The 11,753-nt window shown below is 67.6% G+C and carries 10 protein-coding genes and 1 pseudogene; 5 read left to right on the forward strand and 6 right to left on the reverse strand.

Annotated features, from left to right (window positions below; all coding sequences use genetic code 11):
• Positions 1 to 10: 10 nt before the first annotated feature.
• Both R5O87_RS19840 and R5O87_RS19845 read left to right on the forward strand, forming a co-directional pair.
• Positions 11 to 736, forward strand: coding sequence for an ABC transporter ATP-binding protein (locus R5O87_RS19840; protein WP_354257471.1), 726 nt, complete (start codon positions 11 to 13; stop codon positions 734 to 736).
• A complete protein-coding gene (locus tag R5O87_RS19845; RefSeq protein WP_410554925.1) occupies positions 726 to 1,727 on the forward strand; it encodes an ABC transporter permease in 1,002 nt (333 codons plus the stop codon). The genes R5O87_RS19840 and R5O87_RS19845 overlap by 11 nt, the downstream gene beginning before the upstream one ends.
• A gap of 232 nt (positions 1,728 to 1,959) precedes the next feature.
• Here the strand turns inward: R5O87_RS19845 and R5O87_RS19850 are convergent, their stop codons facing one another.
• Positions 1,960 to 4,149 (reverse strand): hypothetical protein, encoded by a 2,190-nt coding sequence (locus R5O87_RS19850; RefSeq protein ID WP_462836342.1) that lies wholly within the window; start codon positions 4,147 to 4,149, stop codon positions 1,960 to 1,962.
• A gap of 202 nt (positions 4,150 to 4,351) precedes the next feature.
• Between R5O87_RS19850 and cobA the strand changes: the two genes are divergently transcribed.
• Both cobA and R5O87_RS19860 read left to right on the forward strand, forming a co-directional pair.
• Positions 4,352 to 5,623 carry a uroporphyrinogen-III C-methyltransferase gene (gene cobA / locus R5O87_RS19855; RefSeq protein WP_410554923.1) on the forward strand — a complete coding sequence of 424 codons (1,272 nt, stop codon included), beginning with the start codon at positions 4,352 to 4,354 and terminating at the stop codon, positions 5,621 to 5,623.
• 87 nt (positions 5,624 to 5,710) lie between these two features.
• Complete coding sequence (locus R5O87_RS19860) at positions 5,711 to 7,177, forward strand: FAD-dependent oxidoreductase (RefSeq protein WP_410554922.1); 1,467 nt, start codon at positions 5,711 to 5,713, stop codon at positions 7,175 to 7,177.
• 109 nt (positions 7,178 to 7,286) lie between these two features.
• Here R5O87_RS19860 and R5O87_RS19865 read toward each other — a convergent pair whose 3' ends face one another.
• The 3 genes from R5O87_RS19865 to R5O87_RS19875 are packed head-to-tail and all read right to left on the reverse strand — an operon-like array spanning position 7,287 to position 9,878.
• On the reverse strand, positions 7,287 to 8,702 hold the full coding sequence (locus tag R5O87_RS19865; protein ID WP_410554921.1) for an SRPBCC family protein: 1,416 nt from the start codon (positions 8,700 to 8,702) through the stop codon (positions 7,287 to 7,289).
• A 34-nt stretch (positions 8,703 to 8,736) separates the two neighbouring features.
• Positions 8,737 to 9,564, reverse strand: a complete 828-nt coding sequence (locus R5O87_RS19870; protein ID WP_410554920.1) for a DUF1206 domain-containing protein — start codon at positions 9,562 to 9,564, stop codon at positions 8,737 to 8,739.
• Between the two features lie 23 nt (positions 9,565 to 9,587).
• Positions 9,588 to 9,878 (reverse strand): hypothetical protein, encoded by a 291-nt coding sequence (locus R5O87_RS19875; protein WP_410554919.1) that lies wholly within the window; start codon positions 9,876 to 9,878, stop codon positions 9,588 to 9,590.
• A 169-nt stretch (positions 9,879 to 10,047) separates the two neighbouring features.
• On the opposite strand from R5O87_RS19875, the gene R5O87_RS19880 reads away from it, so the two are divergent.
• Positions 10,048 to 10,581 (forward strand): hypothetical protein, encoded by a 534-nt coding sequence (locus tag R5O87_RS19880; RefSeq protein WP_410554918.1) that lies wholly within the window; start codon positions 10,048 to 10,050, stop codon positions 10,579 to 10,581.
• Positions 10,582 to 10,674: 93 nt separating this feature from the next.
• On the opposite strand, the pseudogene R5O87_RS19885 reads toward R5O87_RS19880, so the two are convergent.
• A pseudogene (locus tag R5O87_RS19885) lies at positions 10,675 to 11,049 on the reverse strand (AI-2E family transporter); the annotation flags it as partial.
• A 19-nt stretch (positions 11,050 to 11,068) separates the two neighbouring features.
• Positions 11,069 to 11,749 (reverse strand): FadR/GntR family transcriptional regulator, encoded by a 681-nt coding sequence (locus tag R5O87_RS19890; RefSeq protein WP_410554917.1) that lies wholly within the window; start codon positions 11,747 to 11,749, stop codon positions 11,069 to 11,071.
• Between the last annotated feature and the right edge of the window lie 4 nt (positions 11,750 to 11,753).

Genomic DNA, 11,753 nt, shown 5'->3' on the forward strand with positions numbered 1-11,753 from the left:
GGACGGGACCATGCCAGTCGTACTGGAAAACCTGGGCAAGCGCTTCGGCGAAGGCGCCCCGGTGCTGGACGACGTCAACGCCACCATCGGCAAGGGCGAGTTCGTCGCCCTCCTCGGTGCGTCCGGCTGCGGCAAGTCCACACTGCTGAACATCATGGCGGGACTCGAGCTCCCGACGTCGGGCGCCCTTGAGGTGCCCAGCGACGGCGCCGCCTTCATGTTCCAGGACTCCGCCCTGTTCCCGTGGCTCACCGCCCGTGAGAACGTGGAACTGGCGCTGAAGCTGCGCGGCGTGGGCAAGGCCGAGCGGCGCGTCAAGGCCGCGGAGCTGCTGGACCTGGTCCACCTGGCCGAGGCCGCGGACCGGCGCCCGCACGAGCTGTCCGGCGGCATGCGCCAGCGCGTGGCCCTTGCCCGCTCGCTCGCGCAGGACCGGCAGCTGCTCCTGATGGACGAGCCGTTCGCCGCCCTGGACGCCATCACCCGCGACCTGCTGCACGACGAACTTGAGCGCATCTGGAAGGAAACCGGACGCACCATCGTCTTTGTCACCCACAACGTCCGCGAGGCGGTCCGCCTGGGCCAGCGCGTCCTCCTGCTGTCCTCCCGGCCCGGCCGCGTGGTGCAGGAATGGGAAGTCACTGAAGAACACCGTACCGACGCCGGTCTTGCCGGACAGCTGACCGGGGTCATCACCGCCCGGCTGCGAGAGGAGATCCGCCGCCATGCCAAGTAACTCATCTCCCGTTGCTGAGCCCGTCGAGACCCCCGTGGCCGATACGCCGCTGGTTGAGCGTGTCGAGGCATCCGGCGCTTCGTCCTCCTCGAAGGGTGAGAAGGTCCACGCCGCGCTGACCCGGTCCTCTACGGGCTCGGCCGACCTGCGTGAGCTGGAGTCCGGGCTGGACTCGCTGCAGTCGGACGCTGTGCGCAAGGCCCGGGCCGACTGGAGCCGGATCCTGCTGCCGGTCGCCGCCGTCGTGGTGCTCATCATCATCTGGCAGTTCTACGTTTCGCTGGGGCTCAAGCGCCGCGACCAGGTGCCCGGCCCCATGGATGTGCTGGAGCAGTTCGGCGCGCTGTGGGCTGAGGGGTCGCTGCAGGAGGCTGTCTGGACGTCGCTGCAGCGCGGCCTTCTGGGCTTCCTGATCAGCGTCGCGATCGCCACGCCGGTCGGGCTGCTGCTGGCCCAGGTGGCGCCGCTGCGCCGGGCGTTCGGTCCGCTGATTTCGGGCCTGCAGGTACTGCCGTCTGTCGCGTGGGTGCCGGCCGCCATCATCTGGTTCGGCCTGACCGACGCCACTGTGTACTTCGTGGTGTTCATGGGCGCCATCCCGTCGATCATCAACGGCCTGATCTCCGGCGTGGACCAGATCCCGCCGCAGTACCGCAGCGTGGGCACGGTCCTCGGCGCTTCGCGGCTGCAGATGGCCGTGCAGATCATCCTCCCCGCGGCACTCCCCGGATACCTCAGCGGCCTCAAGCAGGGCTGGGCCTTCTCCTGGCGGTCCCTCATGGCCGCGGAAATCATCGCGGTGGGCGGCACCATCGGCTTCGGCCTCGGCTCCATGCTGAACCAGGGCCGCGACCTCGCCGACATGACCATCGTGATGTCCGCAATCCTCCTCATCCTGGCCGTGGGCATTCTGATCGAGCTGCTGGTGTTCGCGCCGATCGAGAAGCGCCTGCTCCAGCGCCGCGGCCTCCTGGCAGGCAGCACCCGCTAAGCACCTCACTAAACGCAGAAAGCCCGACGGCGACTCCCGCCGTCGGGCTTTCTGCTGTCCTGGGCACTGCAACCAACTGGGCACATTGACCCGGGACACGCCGGGATTTCGGCTGATCCGGGGCGTGTCCTTAGCTAAAGTGCCCCACGACGGAGACGGGGGAGCCAACCGCCTGAGGGCACAAGAAAGCCCGACGGCGACTCCCGCCGTCGGGCTTTCAGCTAACCGAAGATCAGCCGCGGACCAATGTGCCGCAACCGTTGACCTCGAAGCCCCTTGCCCAAGATGGAATGGTCACGACAACGTCGGATGAACCGAAGTAGTTGTCGTAGATGTCGTCAAGGGTTCCACCGAAGCCGGTCAACAGCGCCATGTAGCAGGTGCTGCTGGTGCCAGACCCGAAGTAGTCGCCCGGCAGGATGTCGATGCCGACCCGGTAAGTTCCGTCCCTGGTGATGCTGGTGGCTCTTGCACCCGTGGACGGGACAGTGGTCCAGGCGCCACAGCCGCTGGATCTGAACCCGACGTCACCTGGAAGGATCTGGACGTAAGTCCGGGCAGATCCGAAGTAGTTCGCGTTGATGTCGTCCAGAGTGTTGCCAAAGCCATTAAGCCGTTCCCAGTAGCAGCCGCTGCCCGTGCCCGTTGCCTTGTACAGCCCCGGTTTGATCTGCGTCCCAACGCGGTACGTGCCGTCGCCGCGGAGCACCGTCACAGCCCAGACCGGCAGCTTCAGTGCCGGGCTCATCGTGACCCGGGTGTCCGAGTAGATCAGGCTGGCGGAGACGCGGACCGTGATGGAGCGGCCGTTGTCCGCAGCGGTGAGCCGGTAGGTGCGGTAGCGCGCGCCGGAGATGGCGGCCCCGTTGCGGTACCACTGGTATGCGTAGGCCGACGGCGCGGGGGAGTAGGTGCCGGGATTGGCCGTAAGGACAGAGCCCAGCGACGTTGCCCCCGTGATGCGCGGTGACGTCTTCAGATTGATGAGTGCTCGGCCAACGGTGACCGCGCCGGTGGTTACCGACCGTGTTGCATAGCCCGGCTTGGACACCGTGACCTTCACATTCACCCGTGAACCGATGTAGCTCGGGTTGAAGTACAGGGCATAGCCGGTGCCGCCCCTGACCGCCACGCCGTTCCGGTACCACTGGTAACGGATTGTGGTGCCGGCCGCCCAGCCCTGCGACACCTTCACGGTGTTGCCGTAACGGTGGGTTCCCACGACGGTGAGGGCCTTGGTGGCAACAATTGTCCCGGCCGCAATGGTGCGTGCGGCGGATAGGCGGTCAACGGTGACGTAGCCGGCCTTGGTGGCCCGCACCCGAACCTTGAGTGCTTTGCCGTAGTCGGCCGCGGACGTGGTGTACGTGCGGCCGACGGCGCCCGCGATGGCCGCCGTTCCGCGGTACCACTGGTAGGACAGCACGGCACCGCCGGGAGCCCAGGTTCCTGCGTTCGCGGTCTGCACCTGGCCCACGCGGGCCGTTCCGCTGACCGTGGGCACAGGCGCGGTGATGAAGGTCGCCGAGACACCGGTGGCCTGGGCGGAGGAGAGTTCCACCGAGGTAAAGCCAGGCGCGGACAAGGTCACTTTTGCCCACAGCTTCTGCCCGACATCAGCAGGGGTGACCGTGTAACGCGGCGTGGTGGCCGATCCAATGGCCAGGGTACCGCGGAACCACTGGTAGGCCAGGGCTCCTTGGCTGACGGAGTTATCCCACTGCGGGGTGCCCACCGACAGCTCCTGGCCGACAGCAGGCCGGCCAGCCACGGCGTTGCTCCACACAACTCCGGTGAAGGCAGCCGGGCGGACGGTAACGGCCGCCGCTGACGCTTCGGTTCCGGCAGTCTGGGCATCCGACGACGCCACGACAGTGAGCTGGACGCTCTTGCCTGCCATGGACGGGACGATGTTCAAAACATCAGCCTCGCCGACCGTGTGACCGGCGGTCTGGACGGGAGCGCCGTCGATGATCCAGCTGTACTGGATCCAGCCCGCGCCGTTCCACTGGCCGCCCGTGGACGTGAGGACGCCGCCGACGACGGCGTCGCCCTCGATGACCGGAAGGCTGATGTTTTCGGGAGCGGCAGGAGCCGTCTCCGTGGGCACTGTTTCCGAAGGTGTCACCTCGGGTGTTACCTCGGCGGGCGCCGTTTCCGTAGGCGTGGCCACCGCCGACGGCTCTCCATCTGAAGCCGGCGCGGGATCCACAGGTGCCGGATCCAAAGGCGCCGGGTCAACCGGTGCCGGGTCAGCCGGAGCCGGTGCGGGCTCCGTAACAGTGCCTGTTTCCATCGGCAGCGCCTGTGCTGCCGGAGCCATCAGAAGTCCGGCAAGCAGCGCGATGCTGCCGGCTGTGGCAATGCTCCTGGTCAGAAAACCAGGGCGCGTCCGCGTACGGACGTTTTCGTGCAGAGACAACTAGTGTCCTTCCCCCATGTTGAGACCGATCGGTGAATCCCGATCGGAGTTATTGTAGGGCTCGGCACAGACAATTACGGCCCGTCAACCTCGTGCCGGAACACCGCAGGACTCTTGTCGCAATGTGACGCAGCGTTACCTTGCGTGAACTGGTGTTTCCGCGCCGTTGGCCGGGCCCGTAACACAGCCCTACCGTTGATCCATGGCAATTCAGGACATTTACCCCACGGCGCTGCGCCTCCTCGGCCGCCCCGTGCTGGTGGTGGGCGGCGGACGCGTTGCTGCGCGCCGCGCGAAGGGCCTGCTCGACGCCGGTGCCCGCGTCACAGTCGTGGCCCCCGAGGCCACCGCCGCGGTCCGCGAACTCGCCGACGCCGGCCTGCTCACCTGGGAGCCCCGCACTTACCGCTCCGAGGACGTCGACGGCGTCTGGTTCGTTCAGACCGCCACCGGCGATCCCGCCGTGGACACCCTTGTAGCTTCCGACGCCGAGGCGCAGCGCGTCTGGTGCGTCAACGCCTCCGACCATGAATCCTCCGCGGCCTGGACGCCCGCCGTCGCCGTGGTGGACGACGTCAAGATCGCCGTCAACGCCGGGGGAGACCCTCGCCGTGCCATGGCCCTGCGCGACGCCGTCGCCACCGCACTGGAATCCGGCGACCTGCCGCTGCGCCGCCGCCGGGCCCACCGGGGATCGGTCGCCCTCGTTGGCGGCGGCCCCGGCGACACCGGCCTCATCACCGTCCGCGGGCGCCGGCTGCTCGGCCAGGCCGACGTCGTGGTCGCCGACCGCCTCGGCCCCCGCGAACTGCTCAACGAACTTGCCCCGGACGTCCGCGTCATCGAGGTCGGCAAGACCCCCGGCCACCACCCCGTGCCGCAGGCCGAAATCAACCGCATCCTCGTCGAGGAAGCCCTGCAGGGACACCGCGTGGTCCGCCTCAAGGGCGGCGACCCCTACGTCCTGGGCCGCGGCGGCGAGGAAGCGGAATTCTGCCGCCAGCACGGCGTGGAGGTGGAAGTCGTTTCCGGAGTGACTTCCGCGATCTCCGTCCCCGCTGCCGCCGGCATCCCGGTCACGCACCGCGGCCTGGCGAAGGGCTTCAGCGTGGTCACCGGCCACGAGGAGCTGTCCGAGGTTCCGGCACGCGCCGACCACACCGTGGTACTCCTCATGGGCGTCGGCCAGCTGCGAGAGTCGGCGTCCGCCCTCGGCAAAGCCGGCCTGCCCGGTGACACACCAGTTGGTATTGTTGAAAACGGCTACCTGCCGGACCAGCGCGTCACCATAGGCACCCTCGGCACCATCGCCGACCAGGCCGAGGCCGCCGGCGTCGCCAATCCTGCAGTGATCGTCATCGGTGACGTTGTCCGCGTCAGCCCCTTCGCGCCGTCGCACTTCAAAACCGCTGACTACAGCACCACCAGCCCCAACAAGCCCCGCACAAGCACCACCCGCGTTCTCACCCCCTGAAACCCACCGATTGCTCCATAACTGCCCTTATGAAGGTTCAAAAGGGCGCCTACGGAGCAATCGATGCAGAAGAAAAGGAACACAGCCGTGTCAACCAGCACCACCGTAGGAACCGCCGCCCGCCCGTTGCGTGTGGCCGTCATCGGATCCGGCCCGGCCGGCGTCTACGCAGCGGACATCCTCACCAAGAGCGAGGCCGTCAAGAGCGGCGAGCTGACCGTGAGCATCGACCTCTTCGACCGCTACCCGGCACCCTACGGCCTGATCCGCTACGGTGTGGCCCCGGACCACCCCCGCATCAAGGGCATCGTCAACGCCCTGCACAAGGTCCTGGACCGCGGCGACATCCGCTTCTTCGGCAACGTTGACTACGGCACGGACCTCTCCATAGAGGACCTGAAGACGCACTACGACGCCGTCATCTTCGCCACCGGCGCCATCAAGGATGCCGATCTGAACATCCCGGGCATCGAACTCGAGGGCTCCTTCGGCGGCGCCGACTTCGTCTCCTGGTACGACGGGCACCCGGACGTGTCCCGCGAATGGCCGCTGGAGGCCAAGGAAATCGCCGTGATCGGCAACGGCAACGTGGCCCTTGACGTGGCCCGCGTCCTCTCCAAGCACGCCGACGACCTCCTGGTCTCCGAAATCCCGGACAACGTCTACGCCGGCCTGAAGGCATCGCCCGTCACCGACGTCCACGTCTTCGGCCGCCGCGGCCCCGCGCAGGTCAAGTTCACACCCCTGGAGCTGCGCGAGCTGTCCCACTCCAAGGACGTGGACATCATCCTCTACCCGGAGGACTTCGAGTTCGACGAGGAATCCGACCGCCAGATCCAGACCAACAACCAGACCAAGACCATGGTCGGAACGCTCACCAACTGGATCGCCGAGCAGCCCGAGGACGTTTCCGAGCTCAAGGCCTCCCGCCGCCTGCACCTGCACTTCCTGCACAGCCCGGTGGAAATTTACGACGACGCCGAGAGCCCCGGGCGCGTCAGCGGCATGAAGTTTGAACGCACCGAACTGGACGGCACGGGCAACGCCCGTGGCACCGGCGAGTACGTGGACTACCCGGTCCAGGCCGTCTACCGCGCCATCGGCTACTTCGGCTCCGCACTGCCGGAAATCGAGTTCGACCACAAGAAGGGCGTCGTCCCGAACGCCGGCGGCCGCGTCCTGGACGCTTCCGGCGAGCACGTCCCGGGCATCTACGCTACCGGCTGGATCAAGCGCGGACCTGTCGGCCTCATCGGCCACACCAAGGGTGACGCCCTGGAGACCGTGACTTTCCTGCTGGAAGACCGCGAGAACCTGCCTGTTGCCGAGGCACCCGCTGCCAGCGCCGTCGTCGACCTTCTCGAAAGCCGCGGCGTGGAATACACCACCTGGGAGGGCTGGCTGGCCCTGGACGCCCACGAACTCGCCCTGGGCGCCGAGGCCACCGCTGCCGGCGGCTCGCACGGCGTCGAGGTTGTGCGTGAGCGCATCAAGGTGGTGCCGCGCGAGGACATGGTCTCCATCTCCCGCGACGGCGTCGCCGCCAGCGTCTAGCTTCAAACAGCAACGCGAGACTCAAACAGCAACGCGGGGTCACTTAGCGCCCATTCCGACCGGAATATTGGGCGCTAAGTGACCCCGCGTTGCTTTAAGCAGGCGCTGTTTAAGCTCCCGCGCCGCCGGCAGCCATGAGCTCGAGGCGCTGCAGGGTTTCCCGGTTGCGGACCGTGATAATCGGGTCACGGAGCGCCTTGGGGACGGCCAGGCCGGGGCCGCGGACCGCGTCCTCAATCATGGTCACCCGGCACTGCTCGCCCATGTCCTCGAGGGTGATGACCACCTTGGCCTCGCCGATCGGCCAGCCGCGCGCGATCAGCTCCAGCCGCTTCCCCGGATCGGCCGCCGTCACCTTGGTTGAATCGTTGATGAGCAGCGGCCAGGCGCCCACCGAGTGATGGAGCAGGGCACCGACCTGCGGCCAGCGCGCGTCCACGTCGCGGATTCTCGAGGCACCGACTACCCAGCCGGAGTATAGCCAGCCATCCGCGATCACTGTCCAGACTGCCGATGCCGGTGAATTGAAGACCTGCGTGACGGTTGACATGGTGTTCCTTTCGTCGGCCAAACCCTGGCGTCGGCTGGTGGAGGCGCGGTCTGCAGTTGTGGACCCGGCGGGATCCGGGGCGCCAACAACGCGGGCGGCGGGCCGCCGGGCGGCCCGGTACGAGCGTTCCCGGAGCCGGCGGGCCCAGGGGTAGGTCCCGGCACCGGGCAGGGGGTGCTTCAGCGGATCGAACCGGATGGCCGTGTCGCCAGCGTCACCGTCCCCAGTGGCAGTGGCAGTGGCAGTGGCAGTGGCTCGCAGGTGCAGCATGCCGGCCTGCACCCACCGGCCGGCCGGGCTGGCGTACGACAGCGCCAGGGTCCAGTCTCCGCTGGCCAGCGACTCCTTGAAGTTTCCGCCGGTGTCCGCCCGGCCGGTGGCACGCCCCGGCAGGGACAGCGTGCGCAGTCCCAAAAGGACGGGGCCGTTGGCACCCTTGTACGGCATCAGCGTGGTGAACCTGGCGGTGCCAACGTCCAGCTTGGGCAGCAACATGTAACGGCCCGGCACACCCCAGCCGGTTGTAGCGAACAGGACATCTCCGACGTCGGCACTGTCACCGGCGCCGTCAAAGTCACCGGCGCCGCCGGCACCAAGAGAACCAACGCCGTCGGCACCGGGGCCGCCGGCGTCTCCGGAAGCGAGGGAAATCCGCAGCGCCAGGCCCAGAATGTCCGGCAGCGACTCGGGAAGCCCGACCGACCGGGAAAACCGCCCGCGCACCTGGTGGGTTCCGGCGTCGTCGAGCCAGGAGATCCCGCTGACCCACGGGAGACCGGCGGCAGCGCGGCCCGCGGCGCCCGTGAGGGTCAGTTCCCCCACGAGACCGATGCCCCGCGGATGGATGGGGCGGACGGGGCGCACGGCCTTGATGCCCCGGAACGCGGCAGCGAAACCGCGCCCGGCGAGCTCTGCCGCGCGATTAGGGGTCCGGTTCGGCGCTCCCGCAGGGTCGCCGCTGAATCGTCTTTTCATGCGTCGCCTTCCCATGGCCGGGCCTTTCCCATGGCTACATCCTGCCGAACTTTGACCGGACCAGCGCGAAGATTCCGTAGCAAATGAAGCCTGCTCCGATGGCAAACAGCAGGTAGGGCCCGTACTCGTGGTCGCGCAGGGCCTTCAGGCTGCCGTCGAGGCCGGTGGACTCTTCGGGCGTATGTTTCGCGGCCGCGATGGCGAACAGCAGACCGGCGAGGAACAGCGCGATGCCCTTGGCCACGTGGCCGGTCACGCCCAAGGAGTCGATGAGCTTGCCTCGGCGGGTTCCGTCAAAATGGAAGAGCTCCTCCTTGAAGCCCCGCCGGAAGCCCTTCACCACGAAATAGATGCCCACGCCGATGACGGTCAGGCCCAGGGCGCTGAGGATCACGCCGCCGAAGGGATTGGTGAGCAGGGCCGCGCTCACGTCCCTCGTGGACTCGCCGGAGTCACCGCGAAGCCCCACGGCAAAGCCGCCGAAACTGAGCCCCACACTGCCGTACGCAATCGCGAGGAAGCCGGAGGAGATCAGCTTCCCGATCCGTTCCTTGCGGGGCAGGTGGCGGGCCCGGAGGGTGGCCTCGCTCAGCTGCCAGAGGGAGAGCCCCGCGCACCCGATCATGCCGGCCCACATGAGTGCCGGGCCCCAGGGGTTGGCGGCCAGCTGTTCGATGGCGCCGGTGGGCTCGGCCTCGCCTGGATGCCCGAAGGCCAGGGCGATCGCGATGGCGCCGACGATGATGTGCAGCAGGGCCATGACAGCGAAACCGGAACGCGCGACGACGTCGAGCGCCTTGGTGTTCGATGCAGCCTCCGCGGCGTCGGCCGCCTCGCTGATCGTCGAGTCGTTGTCCGTCATGCCCTCCGGTTAGCCGTTTCCGCTTAGCCGTTCATCGGCCCTTCCGCGTGGATGCGCTCCGAGCCCTCGCCCACGAGTTTTACCGTGCAGCGCACCACAAGGTCGTCCGGTGCCGTGTCGATGTCGACGAGCGCGTCGCCCGCGCTGAGGACGGTGAAGACTTCCGAGCCGGCCTCGACGTCGAAGCCCTTGCTCTTGGCGGCCTGTGTTGCGTTGGCCAGCGCCTCGCCCTTCAGCCCGTCCACATATGCCTGGTCGTCCTCGCGTTCCGAGTCGCCGAATGCCCAGCCGAAGAGTGTTCCTGATGATCCCATGGCGTTGATTTTACGCACAGAACCGTTGATATTACGGGCTACCGTAACGTTAGTAAGTGTGCTTACCATGTGGGGACCGTGTCTTTGGTACGGCTGGCGGGAACCTGAACGCAGGGCCCGCGGCAGCCACTGTTCCGGATTGAACCTCTCTCGTATTAGGAAGGACATCATGGCTGGAAATCTTTTTGCTCGGTCTGTTCACGATCTCACGGCAGCCGCCTGGTTCGGCGGTTCCCTGATGGGAGCCATCGGCCTGAACGGGGCCACTGCTGAGGCGAAGGACCCGGCCGAGCGCACCCGTCTCTCGAGCCGCGGATGGATGAAATGGGCTCCGGTCCAGACAGCAGCCTTTGCGACCCACCTGTTGGCGGACCTGTTCATCGCGCTGGAAAACAGGGACAGGATCGCAAGCCAGGAGGGTGTGGCTCGGGACACCGTTTACAAGACGGCCGTCACGCTGGCGGGCGCCGCCGTGACCCTGTACGCAGGCGTGCTGGGGAAGAAAGTGGAAAAACTGGCCGATGAAGGTGCCGAGGGTGCCACCGAGCCACGGTCCGGTTCTTCGGCCAAGCTGCAGTCGGCGCAGAAGCAGTTGAAGGCACTGCAGTGGGCCATCCCCGCCTTCGCCGCCTCTGTGATCGTCCTCGGCGCCAAGCACGGCGAGATGCAACGGCCCAAGAATGTATTCAAGGGACTGCGCTGACGGTTTCTTTAAAACCGATAACGCACGACGGCGGCCGGGCACCCAAGTGCCCGGCCGCCGTCGTGCTCGGTTCACCTCCGCTCCGCGGAGTGCCTACGCGGGTTGGCTGTCCGCCGGCGGCAAGTTTGGGTTCATGGCCTGGAGGTGATCCTCGGCGGTCCACACCTGGATGATGGCCCACGCCACGGCTGCCAGCGGAACGGCCAGCACAGCGCGCCGATGATGCCCGCCAGGATGCTGCCCGCCGTCAACCGTGGCCCCGACCAGGGGAACGAGCGCGCCGATGAACGCGATGATGGCCAGCGGAATAGCCAGTGGCACCGGCATGATCAGCAGGGTGGCACCGATGGCCACGGTGTCCACCAGTGCCACGATGGCAGTGCCACGGACGTAGCCGCCCAGAACCTCAAGGGTCCGCTTGCCCACCCGCCGCAGCCTGGCTTCCCGTTCCCCGGAGAAGGGCCGCAGAAGTTGAGGCGAAAGCCCGTTACTCGCCCAGCCACTCCGCGCAGGAGTTGAGGTTCCGGAGCACACTTGCCACGGCGGCATCGCCGTCGTGCGCTTCGATGGCATCCACGAGCTCGCCGTGGCCCGCATCCGGCAGGCCGTTGAAACCGGCGCGCCGGTGCTGCTTCAGGAGATCGGCGTGGAAAACGTCGCCGAAGCTGACATAGAGCTCGTGCAGGAGGGGATTGCCGGAGGCCTGCGCCACCCGCTCGTGAAAGCCCCAGTCAGCGAGGGCCCAGCGCGCGAAGTCCTCGGCGTGCCAGGCGTCCCCGCGTTCGGTCAGCAGCGCGCGCATGGCGGCGACGTCGTCGGCCGTTGCATGCCGGGCGGCGAGGCGGGCCGCCTGGGTGTCCAGCCCCACGCGGACCTCGAGGACGTGCACGTCCGTGTGTTCCTTGTAGAGCCGGCGGGCGGCACCGGAGATTTCGCTGGTGGCGCGCACATACGTTCCGTCGCCGCGGCGGACCTCGAGCATCCCGCTGTGGGCCAATGCCTTGACGGCCTCGCGGAGCGTCCCGCGGGACACGCCCAGCCCGGACATGAGCTCGGTTTCGGAGGGTATGCGCTGCTGCAGCGGCCACTCGCCGGTTTGGATCATCCCGCGGAGTTTGGCGGTGACTTCGTCCGCCAGCGGCGGGCGGTGCGACGTGCTCAGGGTCATGGCG

It is taken from the genome of Arthrobacter globiformis, from assembly GCF_046536215.2.
Lineage (GTDB): Bacteria > Actinomycetota > Actinomycetes > Actinomycetales > Micrococcaceae > Arthrobacter > Arthrobacter globiformis_E.